This window comes from Methylobacterium oryzihabitans, from assembly GCF_004004555.2.
Taxonomy (GTDB): Bacteria; Pseudomonadota; Alphaproteobacteria; order Rhizobiales; family Beijerinckiaceae; genus Methylobacterium; species Methylobacterium oryzihabitans.
This window is the reverse complement of record NZ_SACP01000024.1, coordinates 42,173-62,787: the sequence shown is the minus strand read 5'-3', so window position 1 is coordinate 62,787 and position 20,615 is coordinate 42,173. Positions and strand designations below refer to the sequence as shown.

Annotated in this window: 19 protein-coding genes and 1 tRNA gene; 12 read left to right on the top strand and 8 right to left on the bottom strand. The window is 70.9% G+C overall.

What is annotated here, in order from left to right:
- Positions 1-52 precede the first annotated feature (52 nt).
- From EOE48_RS20960 to EOE48_RS20945, 4 genes are all read left to right on the top strand, one after another.
- Positions 53-1,291, top strand: coding sequence for a Zn-dependent hydrolase (locus EOE48_RS20960; protein ID WP_127732796.1), 1,239 nt, complete (start codon positions 53-55; stop codon positions 1,289-1,291).
- 79 nt (positions 1,292-1,370) lie between these two features.
- Positions 1,371-2,342 carry an MBL fold metallo-hydrolase gene (locus tag EOE48_RS20955; protein ID WP_127732794.1) on the top strand — a complete coding sequence of 324 codons (972 nt, stop codon included), beginning with the start codon at positions 1,371-1,373 and terminating at the stop codon, positions 2,340-2,342.
- 237 nt (positions 2,343-2,579) lie between these two features.
- Positions 2,580-2,655 (top strand) — tRNA-Thr (locus EOE48_RS20950).
- A 177-nt stretch (positions 2,656-2,832) separates the two neighbouring features.
- Positions 2,833-3,102, top strand: coding sequence for a hypothetical protein (locus tag EOE48_RS20945; RefSeq protein WP_127732792.1), 270 nt, complete (start codon positions 2,833-2,835; stop codon positions 3,100-3,102).
- A gap of 62 nt (positions 3,103-3,164) precedes the next feature.
- Here the strand turns inward: EOE48_RS20945 and EOE48_RS20940 are convergent, their stop codons facing one another.
- Together EOE48_RS20940 and mtgA are read right to left on the bottom strand one after the other, a co-directional pair.
- The gene (locus tag EOE48_RS20940) at positions 3,165-3,515 is read right to left on the bottom strand and encodes a hypothetical protein (RefSeq protein WP_127732790.1); all 351 of its coding nucleotides are present in this window, start codon (positions 3,513-3,515) and stop codon (positions 3,165-3,167) included.
- Between the two features lie 166 nt (positions 3,516-3,681).
- Positions 3,682-4,464, bottom strand: a complete 783-nt coding sequence (mtgA, locus tag EOE48_RS20935) for a monofunctional biosynthetic peptidoglycan transglycosylase (RefSeq protein WP_127732788.1) — start codon at positions 4,462-4,464, stop codon at positions 3,682-3,684.
- A 15-nt stretch (positions 4,465-4,479) separates the two neighbouring features.
- Between mtgA and EOE48_RS20930 the strand changes: the two genes are divergently transcribed.
- The 3 genes from EOE48_RS20930 to EOE48_RS20920 all read left to right on the top strand — a co-directional run bounded on the left by EOE48_RS20930 (position 4,480) and on the right by EOE48_RS20920 (position 7,251).
- Entirely contained in the window at positions 4,480-5,469 is a 990-nt protein-coding gene (locus EOE48_RS20930; protein ID WP_246154651.1) for a polyprenyl synthetase family protein, read from the top strand.
- Between the two features lie 85 nt (positions 5,470-5,554).
- Entirely contained in the window at positions 5,555-6,661 is a 1,107-nt protein-coding gene (leuB, locus tag EOE48_RS20925) for a 3-isopropylmalate dehydrogenase (RefSeq protein WP_127732786.1), read from the top strand.
- A gap of 11 nt (positions 6,662-6,672) precedes the next feature.
- Complete coding sequence (locus tag EOE48_RS20920) at positions 6,673-7,251, top strand: LOG family protein (RefSeq protein ID WP_127732784.1); 579 nt, start codon at positions 6,673-6,675, stop codon at positions 7,249-7,251.
- 49 nt (positions 7,252-7,300) lie between these two features.
- Here EOE48_RS20920 and EOE48_RS20915 read toward each other — a convergent pair whose 3' ends face one another.
- The 4 genes from EOE48_RS20915 to EOE48_RS20900 are packed head-to-tail and all read right to left on the bottom strand — an operon-like array spanning position 7,301 to position 12,630.
- Positions 7,301-10,399: an efflux RND transporter permease subunit gene (locus tag EOE48_RS20915; protein ID WP_127732782.1), complete on the bottom strand. Its 3,099-nt coding sequence runs from the start codon at positions 10,397-10,399 to the stop codon at positions 7,301-7,303.
- Positions 10,400-10,439: 40 nt separating this feature from the next.
- Positions 10,440-11,723: an efflux RND transporter periplasmic adaptor subunit gene (locus tag EOE48_RS20910; RefSeq protein ID WP_127732780.1), complete on the bottom strand. Its 1,284-nt coding sequence runs from the start codon at positions 11,721-11,723 to the stop codon at positions 10,440-10,442.
- Entirely contained in the window at positions 11,720-12,358 is a 639-nt protein-coding gene (locus tag EOE48_RS20905) for a TetR/AcrR family transcriptional regulator (RefSeq protein ID WP_127732778.1), read from the bottom strand. The genes EOE48_RS20910 and EOE48_RS20905 overlap by 4 nt, the downstream gene beginning before the upstream one ends.
- On the bottom strand, positions 12,355-12,630 hold the full coding sequence (locus tag EOE48_RS20900; protein ID WP_127732776.1) for a hypothetical protein: 276 nt from the start codon (positions 12,628-12,630) through the stop codon (positions 12,355-12,357). Before EOE48_RS20900 ends, EOE48_RS20905 begins: the two co-directional genes overlap by 4 nt.
- A gap of 225 nt (positions 12,631-12,855) precedes the next feature.
- Between EOE48_RS20900 and EOE48_RS20895 the strand changes: the two genes are divergently transcribed.
- On the top strand, positions 12,856-13,356 hold the full coding sequence (locus tag EOE48_RS20895) for a glutathione peroxidase (RefSeq protein ID WP_127732774.1): 501 nt from the start codon (positions 12,856-12,858) through the stop codon (positions 13,354-13,356).
- A gap of 550 nt (positions 13,357-13,906) precedes the next feature.
- Here EOE48_RS20895 and EOE48_RS20890 read toward each other — a convergent pair.
- Positions 13,907-16,780, bottom strand: coding sequence for a DUF2891 family protein (locus tag EOE48_RS20890; RefSeq protein ID WP_187371495.1), 2,874 nt, complete (start codon positions 16,778-16,780; stop codon positions 13,907-13,909).
- 186 nt (positions 16,781-16,966) lie between these two features.
- On the opposite strand from EOE48_RS20890, the gene EOE48_RS20885 reads away from it, so the two are divergent.
- The 3 genes from EOE48_RS20885 to EOE48_RS20875 all read left to right on the top strand — a co-directional run bounded on the left by EOE48_RS20885 (position 16,967) and on the right by EOE48_RS20875 (position 18,435).
- The gene (locus EOE48_RS20885) at positions 16,967-17,275 is read left to right on the top strand and encodes a hypothetical protein (protein WP_127732770.1); all 309 of its coding nucleotides are present in this window, start codon (positions 16,967-16,969) and stop codon (positions 17,273-17,275) included.
- Positions 17,276-17,357: 82 nt separating this feature from the next.
- Positions 17,358-18,023 (top strand): GntR family transcriptional regulator, encoded by a 666-nt coding sequence (locus EOE48_RS20880; RefSeq protein ID WP_127732768.1) that lies wholly within the window; start codon positions 17,358-17,360, stop codon positions 18,021-18,023.
- 151 nt (positions 18,024-18,174) lie between these two features.
- Complete coding sequence (locus EOE48_RS20875) at positions 18,175-18,435, top strand: hypothetical protein (protein WP_246154649.1); 261 nt, start codon at positions 18,175-18,177, stop codon at positions 18,433-18,435.
- A gap of 9 nt (positions 18,436-18,444) precedes the next feature.
- Here the strand turns inward: EOE48_RS20875 and EOE48_RS20870 are convergent, their stop codons facing one another.
- Complete coding sequence (locus EOE48_RS20870; protein ID WP_127732766.1) at positions 18,445-19,284, bottom strand: IclR family transcriptional regulator; 840 nt, start codon at positions 19,282-19,284, stop codon at positions 18,445-18,447.
- A 251-nt stretch (positions 19,285-19,535) separates the two neighbouring features.
- Between EOE48_RS20870 and EOE48_RS20865 the strand changes: the two genes are divergently transcribed.
- Positions 19,536-20,555, top strand: a complete 1,020-nt coding sequence (locus EOE48_RS20865; RefSeq protein ID WP_127732764.1) for a TRAP transporter substrate-binding protein — start codon at positions 19,536-19,538, stop codon at positions 20,553-20,555.
- Positions 20,556-20,615: the final 60 nt, after the last annotated feature.

Below are 20,615 nucleotides of genomic sequence, written 5' to 3'. Positions count from 1 at the left end.
ACGCCGCTCGCATGCGGCGCGCCAAACGCCCTGCCACCCCGCGAGGATCCCGATGGCGACCAACCTTTCCGTGAACGGCTCCCGGCTCTGGGACACCCTGATGGTGTCGGCCTCGATCGGCACCGGACCCCGCGGCGGCCTGCGGCGGCTGACCCTGACCGAGCCCGACCGGGCGATGCGCGACCAGCTCAAGGCCTGGGCGGCCGAGGGCGGCTATCCGCTGACGATCGACGGCCTCGGCAACATGGTGCTGCGCCGGGAGGGCTCCGAGCCCGACCTGCCGCCGGTGGTGATCGGCAGCCACCTCGACACGCAATGGGCCGGCGGGCGCTTCGACGGCATCCTCGGGGTGCTCGCCGGGCTGGAGGTGCTGCGCACCCTCGACGACCTCGGGATCGCCACCCGCCGCAGCATCGAGGTGGTGAACTGGACCAACGAGGAGGGCGCGCGGTTCTCGCCGCCGATGCTGTGCTCGCTCGCGTGGTCGGGACAGGCCACGCCGGACTGGGTCGAGGGCCGGCGCGACCGCGACGGCGTGCGCTTCGGCGACGCCCTCGACGGCATCGGCTATCGCGGGCCGGAGCCGGTCGGCGGGCGCGCGATCGACGCCTATTTCGAGCTGCACATCGAGCAGGGTCCGGAGCTCGACGCCGCCGGGGTGCCGGTCGGCATCGTCACCGGGGGCTTCCCGAGCCTCGGCATGCGCATCGCCGTCGAGGGCGCCACCGCCCATACCGGCCCGACGCCGATGCGCGAGCGCCGCAACGCGCTCGTCGGCGCCGCGATGGTGGCGGTGGCGGTCAACGACATCGGCTGGGCCCACGCCGACACCGACGCCAAGGCGACCGCCGCCCGGCTCGACCTCGTGCCGAACCTGCCCGGCACCCTGTCGGAATATGCCGAGCTGTTCATCGACATGCGGGCGCCGGCCCTCGACACCCTGAATACGATGAAGGCCGCGCTGCTCGCCGCGCTGCCCGCCTGCGGCGAGCGCTCGCGCACCGAGATCCGGGTCGCCGAGGAATGGGGCTTCGGGGTGTTCTCGTTCGACGACGGCCTGGTGGAGCTCCTGCGCGACACCGCCGGGCGCCTCGGCATCCCGACGATGGACCTGCGTTCCCAGGCCGGCCACGACGCCTACCACGTCGCCCGCGTCGCCCCGGCCTGCATGATCTTCACGCCGTGCCGCGAGGGCATCACCCACAACGAGGCCGAGGACATCGACCTCGACGCGACCCTGCCGGGCGTGAGCGTCCTGCTGCACGCGGTGCTGGCGCGGGCGAACCGCTGACGGAGCCTTGCCGGCGCCGTGTCCCGCGATAGAAGCGGACCTCATGCACCCGCAGCGTGCAAGCCCGGAGTGACGCCCCATGTCGATGAGCCGCCGCACCCTCATGGCCGGAGGTCTCCTGGCCGGTCCCGTCGCGGCGAGCGCGCCGGGCGTCGCGGCGGGCGGTGCGCCGTCCGCGGCCGGGCTGCCCGGCATCTACCGCTACGCGGTCGGCGACGCGACGGTGACCGCCCTGCACGAGGGCATGGCGCGCCGGCCGCTCGATGCCGGCTTCGTGCGCAACGCGCCCTTCGCCGAGGTCCAGGCGGCGATGGCCCGGGCCTTCCTGCCGACCGACGTGTTTCCGACCACCTTCACCCCGCTCCTCGTCGAGTCCGGCGGCCGGCGCGTGCTGATCGATGCCGGGTTCGGCGACAACGGCCCGCCGGGCTCCGGCGGCACCCTGAAGGGGCTGGCGGCCCTCGGGCTCGACCGAGGTCGCATCGACGCCGTGGTGGTGAGCCATTGCCACCCCGACCACATCCTCGGCCTGCGCCTGAAGGACGGCAGCCTCGCCTATCCCAACGCCCGCATCCTGGTGCCAGAGGCGGAATGGGCGTTCTGGATGGATCCGGGCCGCGTCGCCAACCCGCCCGAGGCGCTGAAAGCCGCCTTCGCGGCCGTGCAGCGCACCTTCGGGCCCGAGGCCGGCCGGGTCGAGCGCTACGCGCCGGACAAGGAGGTGGTGCCCGGCCTCACCGCGCTCGCCACCCCCGGCCACACGCCGGGCCACACCTCGTTCTGGCTCGAATCCGGCGGCCGGCGCCTGCTGGTGATGTCGGACGTCACCAATCACCCGGCCCTGTTCGTGCGCCATCCGGACTGGTCGGCGGTGTTCGACATCGACGCCGATCAGGCCCGCGCCACCCGCCGCCGGGTTCTCGACATGGCGGCCTCGGAGCGCGCCGCGGTGGCGTTCTACCACGCGCCGTTCCCGGCCGCCGGCCACATCGCCCGCGCGGGCGACGGCTACGAGATGGTGCCGCTGCAATGGGGGCTGGAGGTGGTGTGATACGGTTTTGCGATCCGTCCAGAAACCGCGTCGAAACCCGCGCCGCGCATGTAGGAGGGTCGGCGGTGCGTGGGCGAGCCCGTGGCGGGCCGGCTCTGGATCCGCACACCGATATCGCGCCGGATGCGCCTCGATTCCCGATCTCCGCTCCGCAGCGCGTCGGTCCGGCCTTGCCAATCCCGCACCCGGCTTGTATGAGGCCCGCATCCCGCCGCCGCTTCGACGCGACCGGCCGGCGCCGCAATAGCTCAGCTGGTAGAGCACCTCATTCGTAATGAGGGGGTCGGGGGTTCGAATCCCTCTTGCGGCACCACTCTATCTCCGCGACATCCCGATCCTGCGCCGCGATAGCGGCCTTCCCTGCCGTGATCACGGATGCGGCATGCCGTGGAGTTAATCCCGGCGAGAGCCTTTATTTTTTGCACGAACTGAATTGATCCGAGGCAGCCCCTGGCGCGTTGAGCGGCATATGCTGATCACGGAGCAGGCAATGTCGAAGACGATCCGCCACTGCCTCGCCGCCGCCGCCCTCGCCGGAGGCATGGCCTTCGCCGGCGCCGCCCAGGCCCAGACCGCCGCCTCGCCCGAGATGCCGTCGCGCGCGCCCATGACGATGCCCGGCCAAGCGGTCAATCCCAACGCCGACATCGCCACCGGCACCGTCAGCCCGCGCCAGCCGCAGAGCGACCAGATCCGCGGCCCGGTCGAGGACAGCATGGGCCGCACCCGGCCGGGGAACCCGTCGCCGTCGGTGCGCTGAGCCGCATCCCACACGAAAAAGGGGCGCGACCGCGTGGCGGCGCGCCCCTTCCCGTTGGTGGATTACTCCGAATCCTCGCCCTCGTCGTCGATGTCGACCAGGAACAGGATGTCGACGTCGTCCTCCTCGTCCTCGTCGTCCTGACTGTCGGACGCCGCCGTCCGCTCGCCCGGGACCTCGTCCTCGTCCTCGAAATCCTCCTCGTCCATCGCGTCGTCGAAGGTCTCGGCCTCGTCCTCGGTCGAGGGACGCAGCTTGAGCGCCGCGGCGTCGCCCGACCACAGCGGCTTGCCCTCGCTGGTCATGGTCCGCAGGTCGTCCTTGAAGCCCTCGACGTCGAGAAGCTCCCGGGCCCGGGCCTCGCTCGACCGGATGATCGCGACCGGCGTGCCGTCGATTTCGAGTGTGAACATCGTGCTGACCTCGGCATCAACCCGCGAACGGGGCGCACGTGCCGCGGGCGGAAGAGGCGGCGTCGTCGACGCCGGGCGGCCCCGTGGGTGAGGTCCGCGCATCCCGCCGGCGCGTGGCCCCGGCTCTGTAGGCGGGTTCCGCGCCCGGGCCAACCCTGCGGCTCCTCTAGCGCATGCACTCCGCCAGCCCGCCGAGCCGGGCCATGCGCACCTGGATCCGCCCGGCCAGCGCCTTGAGCGCGCGGCTCGGCCGGGCCGGGTTGCGGGCGATCGGGTTCGGCAGCGCCGCGACCAGCAGGGCCGCCTCGCCCCGGCTGAGGTCGCGCGCCGGCTTGCCGAACCAGTGCCGGGCCGCCGCTTCGGCCCCGAAGATCCCCTCCCCCCATTCGGCGACGTTGAGGTAGACCTCCATCGTGCGCCGCTTGCCCCACACCGCGTCGAGGGCGAGCGCCAGGGGAATCTCCAGCGCCTTGCGCAGGTACGAGCGGCCCGGCCACAGGAAGACGTTCTTGGCCGTCTGCATCGTCACCGTCGAGGCGCCCCGGCTCGGCCCGTCCTCGTCCGAGACCACGCTGCGCAACGCCCCCCAGTCGACGCCGCCGTGAGCGCAGAAGCGCTGGTCCTCCGAGGCGATCACGCCCTGGACCAGGGCCGGGGCGATCGCCTCCAGCGGCACCGCCTCGCGGGTCGCGCCCTGCCCGCTCAGCCAACGGCCGAGCATCAGGGTTGAGGGCGGTGTCACCGCGCGATAGACGAGCGCCAGGGCCAGCACGAGGGCGACCGTCATGACGGGGACGAGCACGAGCGCGCGCAGGGCGCGGCGCCGGCGCGTTCCCGGCCTCGGCGCCGCCGTCGGCGACGGCCGGACCCGGCCGGGATTCCCGTCGCGATCCGTCGTGGCGCGCGGCTCCTGAATCCGTCCCTCCCCGTCCTGCCCGGGCGGCTCCATTCCGAGGCCCACACCATGACGTCGATGCAGGCTCACCCCGCGGCCCGGCCGCCCCTCTCCCAGGATCCCTCCGCGCGTGCCTACCCGCAGGCGGCGGATTTCACCAGCCGCCTCACCGCCGTCGCCGACGCCGTCGAGGACTTTCTCGCCGACCGCCTCGGCGACGGGCTCCAGCCCGGCGAGATCGCCCGGCCGCCGCGGCTGATGCAGGCGATGCGTCACGCCGTGCTCGGCGGCGGCAAGCGGCTGCGGCCCTTCCTCGCCATCGAGACCGCCCGGATGCTCGGCGGCGCCTATCCGGGCGCCCTCGCGGCCGGGGCCGCGGTCGAGCTGGTCCACTGCTACTCCCTCGTCCACGACGACCTGCCGGCGATGGACGACGACGACCTGCGCCGCGGCAAGCCGACCGTCCACAAGGCCTACGACGAGGCGACCGCGATCCTCGTCGGCGACGCCCTCCAGACCCTCGCCTTCGAGATCCTCGCCGACGAGACCTGGCAGCCCGACGCGCGGATCCGCGCCGACCTCGTCCTCGGCCTCGCCCGGGCCTCGGGCCTCGGCGGCATGGTCGGCGGCCAGCTCCTCGATCTCGGGGCGGAAGGCCGCTTCGGCCCGGCCAACCTCGACGTCGAGGCGACGCTCCAGCTCCAGGCGATGAAGACCGGCGCGATCCTCGCCCATTCCGTCGAGGCCGGCACCCTGGTCGGCGGCGCCGACGCTGCCGGCCGCGCCGCCCTCCTGCGCTACGGCCGCGCCCTCGGGCAGGCGTTCCAGGTCGCCGACGACATCCTCGACCGCGAGGCGTCCTCCGAGGCGATGGGCAAGCGCACCGGCAAGGACAAGGATGCCGGCAAGGCCACCCTCGTCGACCGCCTCGGCCTCGACGGCGCCCGCGCCGAATGCGAGCGGCTCGTCGGCGAGTGCGAGGCCGCCCTGGCGCCCTGGGGCGAGGCGGCGCAGACCCTGAAGGACGCCGCGCGCTTCACCGTGGCGCGCAAGACCTGACCCACAGCAAGGCCCAGGGGCGCCGCCCCTGGGAGCCCCGGCAGGGGACGTGACATCCCCTGCACCCCCTGACTTCGAGTTTTCCATGGCCAGCTACAAGATCCTGCTCCTGCCGGGCGACGGCATCGGTCCCGAGGTGGCCCACGAGGCCGAGAAGGTGCTGGCGTGGTTCGGCCGGGCCGGGCTCGGGACGTTCGAGACCGAGACCGATCTCGTCGGCGGCGCCGCCATCGACGCCCACGGCGTGCCGCTCACCGAGGCGGCCCTCGGCCTCGCCAAGGCCGCCGACGCGGTGCTGTTCGGCGCCGTCGGCGGGCCGAAATGGGCCGGCGTGCCCTACGCCGTGCGCCCGGAGGCCGGCCTGCTGCGCCTGCGCAAGGATCTCGGCCTGTTCGCCAACCTGCGCCCGGCGATCTGCTACCCGGCGCTCGCCGCCGCCTCCTCGCTCAAGCCCGAACTGGTCGAAGGCCTCGACCTGATGATCGTGCGCGAGCTCACCGGCGGCGTCTATTTCGGCGAGCCCAAGGAGATCGTCACCCTCGAGGACGGCCAGCGCCGGGCGGTCGACACCCAGATCTACACCACCGGCGAGATCGAGCGCATCGCCGCGGTGGCCTTCGACCTCGCCCGCAAGCGCCGCAACAAGGTCGCCTCGGCCGAGAAGCACAACGTGATGAAGTCCGGCGTGCTGTGGAAGGACGTGGTCACGCGCCTGCACGCCGAGCACTACGCCGATGTCGGGCTGGAGCACGTGCTCGCCGACAACTGCGCCATGCAGCTCGTGCGCAACCCCAAGCAATACGACGTCGTCGTCACCGACAACCTGTTCGGCGACATCCTGTCCGACGTCGCCGCGATGCTCACCGGCTCCCTCGGGATGCTGCCCTCCGCCTCCCTCGGCGCGGTCGAGAACGGCACCCGCCGCGCCCTCTACGAGCCGGTCCACGGCTCGGCCCCGGACATCGCCGGCCAGAACGCCGCCAACCCGCTGGCGATGATCGGCTCGCTGGCGATGGCCCTGCGCTACTCCTTCGGCCTGTCCGACGCCGCCGACCGGCTCGACGCCGCGATCACCCGGACGCTCGCCGGCGGCACCCGTACCCGCGACATCGCCGGGACGGGCGTCAACGCGGTCGGCACCGGCGAGATGGGCGACGCGATCATCCGCGAGCTCGAAGCGCCGGCGCACTGAGGAGGATGACGATGCGGCTATGCGTGTTCTGCGGCTCGAACGACGGCGTCGCCCCGCTCTACCGCGAGGGCGCCCGGGCCCTCGGCCGGCATCTCGCCGGGAACGGCATCGACCTCGTCTACGGCGGCGGCAAGGTCGGGCTGATGGGGGCGGTGGCGGACGCCGTCCTCGCCGCCGGCGGCCGGGCGATCGGCGTCATGCCGCGCCCGCTGGTCGAGAAGGAGATCGCGCATCACGGCCTGACCGAGCTGCGCGTCGTCGGCTCGATGCACGAACGCAAGGCGCTGATGGCCGACCTCGCCGACGGCTTCGTGGCTTTGCCCGGCGGCCTCGGCACCTTCGAGGAACTGTTCGAGGTCTGGACCTGGGGCCAGCTCGGCTATCACCCGAAGCCGATGGCGGTGCTCAACCTCGGCGGCTTCTACGACCCCCTGCTGGGCTTCCTCGACCACGTCGTCGACCAGGGCTTCGTGCGCGAGGCCCATCGCGGGATGCTCATCGTCGCCCGCGATCCCGACGAACTCCTCGCCGGGATCCGGGGCTACACCCCGCCGACCCTGACCAAGTGGGTGAAGTCGGGCGAACGCTGAGGCGCCCCCTGCCCGGTCCGTGCCGCGCTTCGTCTCCGGCGCGGCCGCCTCAATGCGCCCCGCCGGCGGCCGTGTGACGGCCGGCCGCCTCCGCCTCGTCGCGGGCGCCGACGAAGCGGCCGAGCCCGCGGCCGAGCAGCCGCGACAGGCTCTCCATCAGCAGGAACACCGCCGGCACGAACACCAGCGACAGCAGGGTCGAGACGATCAGGCCGGCGATCACCGCCACCGCCATCGGGGCCCGGAACTCGCCGCCAATGCCGAGCGCCAGCGCCGAGGGCACCATGCCGGCCGCCATCGCGATCGTCGTCATCACGATCGGGCGGGCGCGCTTGCGGCCGGCATCGACGATCGCCGTGACCGGGTCGACGCCGCGGGCCATCTCCTCGACCGCGAAGTCGACCAGCATGATCGCGTTCTTGGTCACCAGCCCCATCAGCATCAGGATGCCGATCACCACCGGCATCGAGATCGGCATGTTGCAGATCAGGAGGCCAAGGATCGCCCCGCCGATCGACAACGGCAGCGAGAACAGGATTGTGAGCGGCTGCAGGAACGAGCCGAACAGCAGCACCAGCACCGCGTAGACCATCATCACGCCGGCGCCCATCGCCAGCAGGAAGCCGGAAAACACCTCCTGCATGATCTCGGCGTCGCCGGTCTGCTTGATCGTCACGCCCGGCGGCAGGGTCTTGGCGGTCGGGGTGTCGAGGGCCTGGGCGATCAGCGAGCCGAGGGCGTCCGAGCCCTGCATGTTGGCCTCGACGGCGACGCGCACCGCGCGGTCGTAGCGCTCGATCGCGCCGGGACCCTGGTCGAGCTCGATGTCGGCCACCGCCGCGAGCGGCACCGCGGCGCCGTTCTTGGCCGGCACCTTCAGGTTCTCCAGCCGCGAGACCGCGCCGCGGGCGCTTTCGGGCAGCATCACCCGGATCGGGATCTGGCGGTCCTTGGCGTTGAACTTGGCGAGGTTCAGGCCGATGTCGCCGATCGTGCCGACCCGCACCGTCTCGGCGATGGTGTCGGTCGAGACGCCGAGATCGGCCGCCGCGCCCTCGCGCGGGCGGATCCGCACCTCGGTGCGGTTGAGCGGCGCCGTCGACATCACGGCGACGAGGTGGGGGATCGCCGCCATCTCGCGCTGGAGCTTCGCCGCCACCTCGGTCACCACCTCGACGTCGGGCCCGGCCACCACCAGGGCGACGTCGCGCCGGCCGTCGCGCATCGTCCAGGAGCGGATGTCGGGCTCCTCGGCGAGCAGGGCGTTGATCTCGGTCTCGAGCTCGGCCTGCTTCTTGGTGCGCTGGTTCTTCGGCGTCAGGTTGACGATCAGCGAGGCGAGCCGCGTCTCCTTCTTGCCGCCGATCTGCCGGCCGCCGTCGACGAAGACCGAGGTCACCTCCGGCAGGGAGCGGATCCGCTCGGCGACCCGGTCGGCGACCGCGACCGTGTCGGCGAGCCTGGCGCCGGGCGCCAGCTCGACCATGAACAGCGTGCGGGCGTTGTCCTGCTTGGGCAGGAAGCCGGAGGGCAGGAGCCCGGTCGAGAACAGCGAGGCGGCGAACAGCCCCAGCCCGAGGATCAGCGTGATCGCCCGGTGGCGCACCGACCATTGCACGAGGCGGGTGTAGCCGCGCATCACCGGCCCCTCGCGCTCCTCGTGGTGGCCGTGGTCGCGCAGGAAGTAGGCGGCGAGCATCGGGGTGATGAGCCGGGCCACCAGCAGCGACATGAACACCGAGACCGCGATGGTCAGGCCGAACTGGATGAAGTAGCGCCCGGCGATGCCGCCCATGAACGACACCGGGGCGAACACCGCGATCAGCGTCGCGGTGATGGCGATGACCGCGAGCCCGATCTCGTCCGCGCCCTCGATCGCGGCGCGGTAGGGCGACTTGCCGAGCCGCATGTGCCGGACGATGTTCTCGATCTCGACGATCGCGTCGTCGACCAGGATGCCGGTGACGAGGGTGATGGCGAGCAGGCTGATCCCGTTGAGGGTGAAGCCGAGCGCGTCCATCGCCCAGAAGGTCGGGAAGATCGACAGCGGCAGCGCCAGGGCGGCGATGAGCGTGGCGCGCCAGTCGCGCAGGAACAGCAGCACCACCACGACCGCGAGCAGCGCGCCCTCGATGAGGGTGTGCATCGCCGAATCGTAGGAGCCGAGCGTCGCCGAGACCGAGGAATCGATCTTGTCGAACTGGATCTCGGGGTGCTCGGCGGCGAAGACCGCGATGCGCTTCTCGACCGCCGCCGCGACCTCGGCGTCGCTCGCCCCCGAGCCGCGGGAGATCGCCAGGGCGATCACCGGCTCGCCGTTGAAGCGCGCGAAGGTGCGCGGCTCCTCGATCGTGTCCTCGACGGTGGCGAGGTCGTCGAGGCGGACCTTGCGCCCGCCGGGCAGCACGATCGAGGTCGCCTTGAGGTCGCGCACCGAGCGCGAGGCGGCGAGCGTGCGGATCGACTGCTCGCGCCCGCCGACCTCGCCGCGCCCGCCCGCCATGTCGGCGGAGGTGAGGCGCAACTGCCGGTTCACGTCGGCGGCGGTGATCCCGAGCGCCAGCAGGCGGTCGGGCTGGAGCGCGACGCGGATCTCGCGGGCGACGCCGCCGACCCGCTCGACGCCGCCGACGCCCTTCACGCCCTGGAGCGTGCGGGCGACGGTATCCTCGACGAACCACGACAGGTCGGCCGGCGTCATCGCGGGGGCGCGCACGCCGTAGATGAGGATCGGCAGGCCGGCGATCTCGACCCGCTGGATCACCGGCTCGTCGATGGTGCGCGGCAGGTTGATGCGGATCTTCGAGATCGCGTCCTTGACGTCGTTGACCGCCCGGTCGGTGTTGACCTCCAGGCGGAACTCGACCGTCGTGACCGACGAGCCCTCGGTGATCGCCGAGGTGATGTGCTTGACCCCGCGCACGCCGGCGATGGAATCCTCGACCCACTTGGTGACCTGGGTCTGGAGCTCCGAGGGCGCGGCGCCGCTCTGGGTGATCGACACCGAGACGATCGGCACGTCGATGTTCGGCATCTGCGTGACCGCGAGGCCGCGGAAGCTCACCAGCCCCAGCACCAGCAGCACGAGGAACAGGACGAGCGACGGGATGGGCGTGCGGATCGCCCAGGCGGAGACGTTCAGGCGCATCGGGCGGTCCGGTGGTGGGAGAGGACGGGAGGGGCGCGGCTCAGGGCGCGCCGGCCTCCGCCGTGTCGCGGCGCGGCTCCGCGAGGCCCGGGGGCGCCGGGATGCTCGACGTCGTGGCGATGCCGGGCGCCTCGGCCGGCGGGACGAGGACCGGGCGCACCCGGTCGCCGTCGCGCAGGAAGCTGCCGGCCCGGGCGACGACCCGCTCGCCGGGTTCGAGCCCGGCCCGGATCTCGATGTCGTCGTCGTCGCTGAGCCCGGTGCGGACGGTGCGGGCCTCGACGACGTCGTTGGCGACCACCAGCACGCTGCTGCGCTGCGGTCCGCCGTAGAGCACCGCCGCCTGCGGCACCGTCACGCCGCGGGTGCGGGCGAGTTCGACCGCGCCGCGGGCGAAGGTGCCGATGCGCAGGCGCGGGTCGGGGTCGAGCCGGACCCGGACCTTGCCGAGCCGGGTCGCCCGGTCGACCTCCGGGTAGACCGCGCGGACGCGGCCCTGGACCCGCTCGCCCTCGGCGAGCTCGATCCAGGCCGGGGCGCCCTCGCGCAGGCGCGGCAGCCGGGTCTCGACGACCTCGCCCTCGAGTTCGATCTCGCCGCGGGCGATCAGGCGGAACAGCGGCTCGGCCGAGGCCGAGGCGGTCATGCCGACCCGGGCGGTGCGCCGGCTGACGATGCCGGCCTCCGGCGCCCGGATCTCGGTGCGGGCGAGCCGCAGGTCGAGCTCGTCGCGCACCGCCCGGGCCTGGTCCAGCTCGGCCCGGGCCATGACGAGGCCGTTGCGGGCGAAGGCGAGCCGCCCTTCGGCCTGCCGCAGGGCGGCGGTGCGGCCCTCCATGATGACCGCGGTGGCGTTGCCCGACTGCATCAGCTGCTTGGCACGGTCGAAGGCGAGGCGGGCCTCGGTCTCGGCGGCCTCGGCCTGCTCGATGGTGTTCTGCGCCTGCGGCACGGCGGCCTCGGCCTTGGCGACGAGCGCGCTCTGCTGGGCGATCTGGCGGTCGACGAGGTCGCGCGAGAGGCGCGCCAGCACCTGCCCGCGCTCGACCCGCATTCCTTCCTCGGCGAGCAGCTCGGTGATGCGGTAGCCGTCGATCTCCGGCGTCACCAGGATCTCGTCGCGCGGAACAAGGGTGCCGGTGACCACGACCGCCTCGGTGATCTCGCGCCGCGCCGCCTCGACCACGCTGACCGCCGGGGCCCGGGGGGCGGTGGCGGCAGGCTTCGAGGCAGGACTGGCGGGCTTGTCCTCGGCGAGCGCGCCGGTGACGCCGAGGGCCAGGAGCAGGAGCGCGGGCCGGATCCGCGTGAGGACGGGGCTCATCGGCCGGGCTCCTTGCCGGGGGACGGGGCGGACGGGAGGCGGCCGGCGAGGCCCGCCTCCATCAGGGCGTGCAACTGCGCGACGCCCGGGGCCGGGTCGTAGTCGGACGACAGCGCCCGCTCGATGACGAGGCCCTTCATCACGATGCTCATCGCGGCGTAGAGGGCGCCGGGATCGCAATCCGGCGAGGTGGCGAGCGCCGCGAGGGTCTCGACGAACCACGACCGCGCCTCGTCCTCGATGCGGGCGACCATCGCGCCGATGTCGGGGTTGCGGTTGGCCTCCGACCACAGGTCGAGGCGCAAGAGCGCCATCTCGCGGCTCGCCTGCAGGAAGTAGCGTTCGAGGATGCTCATCAGGGCGCCGCGCCGGTCGTCGGCGCGCTCCATCTCCTCGATGAGGACGCAGCCGCGCTCGTGCTCGCGGTCGGCGAGGCCGAGGACGACGGCCTCCTTGGACTCGAAGTAGCGGTAGATGTTGCCCGGGCTCATGCCGGCCTCGCGGGCGAGGTCCTGCATCGTCGAGCGGTGGAAGCCGTTGCGCACGAAGCACGCCTCGGCGGCGTCGAGGATGTGCTCGCGCCGGGCCGTCTGCGCGCCGCGCGCGTCGAGCACCGCGTTGGCCGCCGGGCTCACGAGGCGCTCCGTCCGGTCGCGGTGCCCTGCACCCCGTCGCAGGCCAGGGCCGGCGCATCGGCGCCGCACAGGCGCGCCTGCCAGCCGGTCGGGCCGCTCCAGCCGAGCAGCATCGCCCAGCCGAGGATCAGCGCCGCCGCGAAGACGAGGTTCTGCGGGGTGCAGGCCGCCCGCAGGGCCCACCAGGCTGTCCGCAGGGCCCACCACGCCGGGACCGGCCGAGGCTGCCGGGCGCCCCAGTGGGGAACAACGAACGGACGGGTCCCGGACATCGCCTTGCTCCTACGCTGGATCCGACCATAATGAACGTTCATTCTCGGGTCAATGAATGTTCATTCTCATCCGGTCCGGGTGTGGCTTCCGGGCCACCGGGCACGGGACGCTGCCGGAGTCAGGGGACGACCCTGCCGGCGGGAGGTTGCCCGGGGCTGTGCTGCCGGCCTCGCGCCGTGCCACAAGCGGGCGCGAGGGGGCCGCGGCTTCCGGCGAGGCGACCGATGGCATCCGTGTTCGATTTCGTTCCCCGGGCGGCGGACGGCAGCCCGCACCCGCTGGCGCAGTACCGCGGCCGGGTGCTGCTGATCGTCAACACCGCCTCGCGCTGCGGCTTCACCCCGCAATACGAGGACCTGGAGGCGCTGTGGCGGCGCCACCGCGAGGCCGGCCTCGTCGTGCTCGCCCTGCCCTGCAACCAGTTCGGCGCCCAGGAGCCCGGCGACGCCGAGGAGATCGCGCGGTTCTGCCGCCTCACCTACGAGGTCGGGTTCCCGGTCCTCGCCAAGGTGGCGGTGAACGGGCCCGGGGCCGACCCGCTGTTCGCGCATCTCAAGCGAGCCCGCCCCGGCCTGCTCGGGACCGAGGGCATCAAGTGGAACTTCACCAAGTTCCTAGTCGGCCGCGACGGCTGGGTGATCGGTCGCTACGCTCCGCGCACCCGCCCCCGCGAGCTCGATTCCGCCATCGCGGCGGCCTTGGCCGAGCCGGCGCCGGCCGGCTGAGTGGGAACCGAGGCGGGCTGGACGAGGGCAGCCTTGGAGCCAGAGTGATCCCTTCTTGAGCCGAGGCGAGCGGCGCTGTCCCCGCGCTCTCGTCGTTCGTCGGGTACGGGCCGACTCATACCAATGGCCCAGGATGCGGACGCATCACCATCGATCTGTCTCGAATTTTCTATGCCAAATCAGAGGCTTAGCGAAAAAATCGAGAAAGGAATCAAAGGTCGTTTTCCAACGACCGTTGGTATCAGTTGCACACCGGCATGGCCGTCCCTTGCGGATGAAACGGGGCGGCGGTCGTCTGCACCCGTTGCCCCGGTCGAAGGCGGCTCTCGGTGTGGCGCACCTCCCCTCTCCCGAGTGGGAGAGGGGCCGGGGGGGGGGGGGGGGGGGGTGGCTCGGACTCAGAATGAAACGCCGAATGTCGAGCTGTGCGGCTCGACCGTTGGTGCCTGATCCTGAGCCCGAGCCACCCTCACCCCTACCCCTCTCGGGAGAGGGGGATCCCGCGTTCAAAAATTACCCGTCAAGTCAGTCTCTTGAAGACAGTTTCCATTTAGACCACGACGAGGTCGTTGGCCGTCAGTGTCGGGTTGCCCGACAGCATCGCCAGCAGCGTGTCGCCACCGGTGGGCCCACCCGGTTTCCACCACAGGCTGCCGTTGCTCGTGCTGTAGAACAGGCCGGGTGACGGGGTGTTGCCCCTCATCATGGCGCCGGACGTCAGCGTCACCCCCGCGGCCGAAGCCGAATCGATCACGCCGGAGAGTCGGACCTCCAGCTTGTCAACGCCGGACGTGAAGTCGGTCAAGGTGTCGACCGAGGTCCCGCCGTCGCCCACGATCAGCACGAACGTGTCGGCCCCCGCCCCGCCGGTGAGGCGGTCGTAGCCCGCCCCGCCGATCAGCCGGTCGCTGCCGACGCCGCCGTCGAGAACGTCGCTTTTGGCGCCGCCCAGAAGCAGGTCGTCGCCGTCCTCGCCGAACAACTGGTCGGCCCCGGCAAGGCCCGACAGCGTGTCGTTGCCGGCCCCGCCGCGCACCGTGTCGGCGGCGGCGCTGCCCGAGAGGCTGTCCTCCTGGTCCGAGCCGATCAGGCCGGAGATGCGGCTGTAGCGGTCGCCGGCGGCGTCGCCGGTGTTGGCGGCGGCATTGCCGAGCTCGGCGGTGAGGCCGGTCAGGGCCGAGGCGTAGGACGCGGTGTTGAGCCCGTCGCCGCCGCTCAGCAGGTCGGCTCCGGCACCCCCGTCCAGCGTGTCGTCGCCGGCCTCGCCGAACAGCCGGTCGTTGCCGGCACTGCCGAACACGGTGTCCGTGCCGGTGCCGCCGTAGACGCGGTCGTCGCCCTCGTTGCCGTCGACTCGGTCGTCGTCGTCGTCGCCGAACAGCAGGTCGTTGCCGACCCCGCCGAGCACGGTGTCGTTGCCTCTGCCGCCGGAGCCGAAGTCGTCGCCCAGACCTCCGAGCACCGAGTCGTCGTCGTCGCCACCGTACAACTCGTCGTCGCCGGTATCGCCCTTGACGAGGTCATTGCCGCCTTCGCCGTCGAGCCGGTCCTTGCCCTCGCCTCCGAACATCGTGTCGCTGCCGATCCCGCTCCGGGCATGGTCGTTGCCGGCTCCGCCGATGAGGCGATCGTTTCCGGCCTCGCCGAACAGCAGGTCGTCGTCGGCGCCCCCGTCGAGGACGTCTTCACCGCCTCCGCCGTGGAGGGTGTCGTCGCCCGGCCCTCCGTTCAGCAGGTCGTTGCCGGCCTCTCCATCGTACTGGCGGACCGCGGCGGCATCCCTGCCCTGGACCGAGACGTTGAGCGTGTAGGTCCCGCCCGCCGGGATGCCGCCGACGAGGCTCCCGACCCCGATCATGTACTCGCCATCGATCGGCACCTCGAAAGACAACGCAGCATCATAAGTTCCGGTCGAGCCGGGGTCGTTCGCACCGTAACCGCCGAACGCGAGAAGATTACCGAGGGGGTCGAACAGGATCAGGCTGCTCAGGACGCTGGTCGCATCCGACGACCCCTTGTCGGCGCCGTCGATGTCAACGACGATCTTCGTGCCGCCGCTGACGTGGATCTTGTAGTATGCGTTGTTTCCGTCCCCCGTCGCGTTCACCGTCGTATGGGGATTGACCGTCGAATCGGCGATGTTCGGATCGTTGTCCAACGAGAACCGATCGGTGAGATCCAGCGCCGTGGCGGCCGAGGTGTTGCCGCTGCCCTGCGCCAGGGTCTGGACGGAGATCCCCATGCCGATGCCGATGGGCGGCGCGGTCCCGGCATCACCGAAGAGGACGTCGTCGCCCTCTCCACCCGACAGCGTATCGTCGTTGGCGCCGCCGATCAGGTAATCGTCGCCCTTTCCGCCGTTGAGCGTATCGTTCGTGACGTCTCCGACGTAGAAATCGCCCCCGTCGGTGCCGTTCGCCGTCACGGCGTTCACCATGTGGGCTTGCATCGTCATGGGAAGCGCCGAGGCGAATGTCGCAAAGCTCGGGAGCCAATGCCCGGACCCGATATCGGCGCCCAGTTCCGCCGCATAGGTCTCGGCGAAATCGACGATCCTGTCGTAGGCCCGGCCGAAGGTGATGACGCCCGTCTCCTGGAACAGCGCCCAGTACCCGTAGGCGGCCGTCAGGAGCAGGCCGGGAAAATGGCTGAAGCCGACTCGTCCGCTGGCGACATCGGCCGTCGTCTTTGCGATCAGCTCGTCCAGGCTCCCGTCCGAGGCGGAGGTGAGCATGCGATCGTAGGTCGTCTCGAATTTGGCGGTGTCGGTGACCCCCATCGCCACGTGCGAATACGCAGAGAGCCCCAGATTCGACCAGAAATTGTTGGTATTTGCGCCGAAATCGATCGATGTATAGGCATTTACCGGCTGGGCATCCTCGTTTTCAAGAAAAATATCTTTTGCTCTGTTGCTGATATCTGGTCGATTATTGCTTTTTCCCCATGTGTAGAGATTGGCCAAGAACCAGCGCGCGTCGGAATGCTGACCATAATCAGAGGAATTGGGAGCGAGTTCTTGCGCCTTGGTCAACAGGGCGCTGGCAAAGACGGTGGCGGCAGGATCGAGATTGTCGAAGCCGTGATCCTTGAGTTTCCGATCCAACTGCAGGAGCCATGCCCACCCGTACGGATCGTTCTGAAACCGCGTGATCTCTCCTTGCACGGCGTCCGGAGTGAACGTGCGTTCGACATAGGCCGCCAGACCGGCCTCGTCGCCGGCAGCTTCGAACCCCGAGATCACCGCGAGGTTCGAATGCACGCTGGAGTGCCAGTCGAAGGACCCGCTGAAGACCGGGCCGCTCTCGTACGGGTTGCTCTTCACGCCGACGTACAAACCTGCGTAATGCGCGTTCTGGGCGACCGCCTCTGCGTCGACATATCCGTCGAGGTAGAACTCCTTGGGATCGAATGAGATGGCGGCCATCCGTGATTGTCCTTCCGAATAGTTTGGCTGTGTCCTTCGTTCCGCAATCCGCGAGATCCAAATCTTCGACGAGAAAGATCGGATTGTCGGACGACGGATGAATGCTGGATTTTCTATCTTGACATGCCGACAGCTGGCACCGCCCGCCGCGGCGCGCCTCATCGATCGCAGCCTGGATTCGAGTCGATGCCGGACCATCCGGCGTGGATGGCGGGAGGCGACGCAGCGGCCGCGAGGCCAGAGAAGAACAGCGTCGTTCGTGAGAGCGGCCCGACGATGGGCAACCCGGTCGGCACGAGGCTCTCGCGCCAGTCGGACTTGCCGCTTACTGTTTCGGGCGGCATGTCATGTCGGGCCGGCGAACTGGTGACCCAGGGTTCCGGCTCGATGGATACAGCGTGTTCTTCAACCGACGAGGAGTCAACATTGTTGAACAAAAATTTCATGCTGCACTGCAATTATGCCTGCGAGCTGAGCAAGCTGACTGCTATCTAGCGCTTTTCGGGCCGCGATTGCCCAATCGTCGGACACGCACCGTGTGCGGAGCGCGAGACGATCGTCACGTTCGGAGACCAGAGTGACTCGTCAGGAGCCCGAACTCCCGCTGTCGGAGAAGCTAGCCCAGCGGATTCTCGACCTCGTGATCACGGGAGAGCTCCCGCCGGGGCGCAAGCTCTCCGAAGCCGAGTTCAGCGAACGGTACGACGTGTCGCGCAATACCCTGCGCGAGACGTTTCGGCTCCTGACCAAGGACGGATTGCTGCGGCACGAAGCCCATCGCGGGGTCTTCGTCAGCATCCCGACGACGGACATGATCCTCGACATCTACCGTGTGAGACGGATCGTCGAGTGCGGCTCCGTGCGGCAGGGGTGGCGGCAGCATCCGGCCGTGAGGGACATCCGCAGGGCGTACGAGAGGGCGCTCGCCTCGCAGGCCCAGGGAGACTGGCAGGCGGTCGGAAGCGCCAACATGGCCTATCATGCCGCCGTGGTCGATCTGTCGGATTGCGTCAGGCTGAGCGGTCTCTTCAAGCGGGTCTCCGCTGAACTGCGGCTCGCCTTCGGTGCCATCAGCGATCCGGAGCGCGTGCATGCGTCCTTCGTCGACATGAACGGGTCTATCCTCGCGCTCATCGAAGCCGGCGACATGGCGAAAGCGGCCGACGCCATGTCGACCTACCTCGATGCGTCCGAGAGAATGGTGCTGAAGCATTTTGCCTCGCAGCCTCCGGCGAGGACGTGATCGTCCGTGTCCGGCGACACCGGGACCATCGACCGGCGCAAACGCGGCGTGCGCGAGCGGACGCGCGCCGCTCGGACGGACCGGTGGCCGGGAACCGAACGGACCCCGGGTCCATTCCCTCCTCGACCGTAGACCCGCCAAGGAGGGGGCGATGACGACGATGCGGATTCCGATGGCGCTCGTGCTGGGCGCGCTCCTGAGCAGTGCGGCCCTGGCGCAGGCGGTGGACACGCCGCAGCGCAGCCGCGAGCAGGCCCCGAACATGCCCCCGGCCCACGAGACCGTGCCGGAGCGGGTGCGCCCGACCGATCCCGATGCCACCGGGACGACGAGGGGCGTCCTGCCGCCGGGCGAGGCCCCGAAGACCTCCGACGGCCTGCTGCGGCCGCAGAAGACCTCGACCGGCGAGTAGAGCCCGCTGTCAGGCGCTCGCCCGCGTGCCGGTTCCGAGTTGGCGCAGCCGGGCCTCGACCCAGTCGGCCTCCCGGCGCAGCAGCCGGGCGATCTCGCGCTGGCGGTCCTCGCGCAGGCGGCCCTCGATCGCGGCGATCGACAGGGCACCGACCGCCCGGCCGCCCTCGCCGCGGATCGCCACGCCGATGCCCCAGGAATCGGCCAGCAGCATCCCGGGATTGAGGGCGTAGCCCCGGGCCCTCGTTTCGCCCACCAGGGCCCGCAGTACCCCGCCGGCGTAGCGCGGGTAGTGCGCGGCGAGCACGTCGGCGTTGGCGGCGAGGATCTCGTCCACCTCCGTGTCCGGCAGGGCGGCGAGCAGCGCGAGGCTGCCGGCCCCGACCCCGAGCGGATGGCGGTCGCCGGCCTGGAGCGCGTGGACCCGGATCGGGTAGGCGCCGTCCTCCCGGTGCAGGCAGATCGCGTAGACGTCGCGGGCGACCGACAGGAAGGCGGTGTCGCCGGTCTCCTGGCTCAGCCGCACCAGGGCGCGCAGCGAGACCGGGTGCAGCCCGAACCGCGCGCTCGCCAGCGTGCCGAGCACGTAGATCTCCGGGCCGATGTGGTAGCGACGGGTCTCCGGCACCTGGTCGAGCAGCCCGGCCCGCACCAGGGCGGTGAGCATCCGGTGCACCGTCGGCTTGGCGAGGTCGGTCTGCGCCACCAGATCGGTGAGGCGCGCGCCCTGCGGCCCGGCCCGCCCGACGAGCAGCAGCAGCGTCGCGGCCCGGTCGATGCTCTGGGCGCCCGCCGCCTCGGCCGTGCTCTGGACCGCCTTCCGGGCCGAGATGCCGCGCGGATATTCCATATCGTGGACCTCTTGCGGCCGCCCAGGCCATGAGTCCCTAAGGGAAGACCCGTCCGCGCACGTTCGCGATTGACAGGCGGTTCCGTCGTTGTATCGATGGAGCGGTAAAACACAATGGTCCACCAAATGGACCACCATGGTCGAGGAAGCCCAGAGGGGGCCGGAAGGCTCTCCCTCTCTCGAACGGGCCGCGAGGTCCGCTCTTCAGGTCGAAGGGGCCGCGAGGCCCCGTTCAGGAGGTCCGTTCCAGCATGACCGTTTCCCGTCGCACCCTGCTCGCCGCCGGTTCGTCCGCCCTCGCGGGCGGGATCCTCGGGGCGCCGTGGGTCGCCCGCGCCCAGTCGGCCGAGTTCGTCTACAAGTTCGCCAACAACCTCGCCGACACGCATCCGCTCAACATCCGCGGGCGCGAGATGGCGGCGGCGATCAAGGCCGAGACCGGCGGCCGGGTCGAGATCCAGGTGTTCCCGTCGAGCCAGCTCGGCTCCGACACCGACACCCTGAGCCAGATCCGCTCCGGCGGCGTCGAGTTCTTCACCCTGTCGGGCCTGATCCTGTCGACCCTGGTGCCGGCGGCCTCGATCAACGGCATGGGCTTCGCCTTCCCGGATTACGACACGGTCTGGAAGGCGATGGACGGCGACCTCGGCGCCTACATCCGCGGCCAGATCGCCAAGGCCAACCTCGTGGCCATGGACAAGATCTGGGACAACGGCTTCCGCCAGACCACCTCGTCGACGAAGCCGATCACCGGCCCCGACGACCTCAAGGGCTTCAAGATCCGGGTGCCGCCCTCCCCGCTCTGGACCTCGATGTACCGGGCGTTCGACTCGGCCCCGACCTCGATCAACTTCAACGAGGTCTATTCCTCGCTGCAGACCCGGATCGTCGAGGGCCAGGAGAACCCGCTCGCCATCATCGCGACCGCGAAGCTGAACGAGGTGCAGAAGTACTGCTCGCTCACCAACCACATGTGGGACGGGTTCTGGTTCCTGGCCAACCGCCGCGCCTGGGAGCGGCTGCCGGCCGACCTGCGCACCGTCGTCGCCAAGCACATCAACGCCGCCGGCGTGAAGGAGCGCGAGGACGTCGCCAAGCTCAACGCCTCGCTGCAGCAGGAGCTCAGCGCCAAGGGGCTGGCCTTCAACCAGCCCGATCCGGCGCCGTTCCGCGAGAAGCTGCGCAAGGCCGGCTTCTACGGCGAGTGGAAGGGCCGCTACGGCGAGGAGGCCTTCGCGATCCTCGAGAAGAGCACCGGCAAGCTGGCCTGACCGACGAGGGGGGCGCCCGACCGGCGCCCCCGACCGGCCCGGCTCCGCCGCATCGGAGCC

What these genes read in the sequence shown, in the direction of transcription:
- EOE48_RS20945 (WP_127732792.1), top strand. Translation starts at nt 2,833, where the DNA reads ATGTCGAAGACGATCCGCCACTGCCTCGCCGCCGCCGCCCTCGCCGGA.
- EOE48_RS20960 (WP_127732796.1), top strand. Translation starts at nt 53, where the DNA reads ATGGCGACCAACCTTTCCGTGAACGGCTCCCGGCTCTGGGACACCCTG.
- EOE48_RS20955 (WP_127732794.1), top strand. Translation starts at nt 1,371, where the DNA reads ATGTCGATGAGCCGCCGCACCCTCATGGCCGGAGGTCTCCTGGCCGGT.
- EOE48_RS20865 (WP_127732764.1), top strand. Translation starts at nt 19,536, where the DNA reads ATGACCGTTTCCCGTCGCACCCTGCTCGCCGCCGGTTCGTCCGCCCTC.
- EOE48_RS20930 (WP_246154651.1), top strand. Translation starts at nt 4,480, where the DNA reads ATGACGTCGATGCAGGCTCACCCCGCGGCCCGGCCGCCCCTCTCCCAG.
- EOE48_RS20890 (WP_187371495.1), bottom strand. Translation starts at nt 16,780, where the DNA reads ATGGCCGCCATCTCATTCGATCCCAAGGAGTTCTACCTCGACGGATAT.
- EOE48_RS20920 (WP_127732784.1), top strand. Translation starts at nt 6,673, where the DNA reads ATGCGGCTATGCGTGTTCTGCGGCTCGAACGACGGCGTCGCCCCGCTC.
- EOE48_RS20940 (WP_127732790.1), bottom strand. Translation starts at nt 3,515, where the DNA reads ATGTTCACACTCGAAATCGACGGCACGCCGGTCGCGATCATCCGGTCG.
- mtgA (WP_127732788.1), bottom strand. Translation starts at nt 4,464, where the DNA reads ATGGAGCCGCCCGGGCAGGACGGGGAGGGACGGATTCAGGAGCCGCGC.
- EOE48_RS20875 (WP_246154649.1), top strand. Translation starts at nt 18,175, where the DNA reads ATGACGACGATGCGGATTCCGATGGCGCTCGTGCTGGGCGCGCTCCTG.
- EOE48_RS20910 (WP_127732780.1), bottom strand. Translation starts at nt 11,723, where the DNA reads ATGAGCCCCGTCCTCACGCGGATCCGGCCCGCGCTCCTGCTCCTGGCC.
- EOE48_RS20915 (WP_127732782.1), bottom strand. Translation starts at nt 10,399, where the DNA reads ATGCGCCTGAACGTCTCCGCCTGGGCGATCCGCACGCCCATCCCGTCG.
- EOE48_RS20900 (WP_127732776.1), bottom strand. Translation starts at nt 12,630, where the DNA reads ATGTCCGGGACCCGTCCGTTCGTTGTTCCCCACTGGGGCGCCCGGCAG.
- leuB (WP_127732786.1), top strand. Translation starts at nt 5,555, where the DNA reads ATGGCCAGCTACAAGATCCTGCTCCTGCCGGGCGACGGCATCGGTCCC.
- EOE48_RS20885 (WP_127732770.1), top strand. Translation starts at nt 16,967, where the DNA reads ATGCCGGACCATCCGGCGTGGATGGCGGGAGGCGACGCAGCGGCCGCG.
- EOE48_RS20895 (WP_127732774.1), top strand. Translation starts at nt 12,856, where the DNA reads ATGGCATCCGTGTTCGATTTCGTTCCCCGGGCGGCGGACGGCAGCCCG.
- EOE48_RS20870 (WP_127732766.1), bottom strand. Translation starts at nt 19,284, where the DNA reads ATGGAATATCCGCGCGGCATCTCGGCCCGGAAGGCGGTCCAGAGCACG.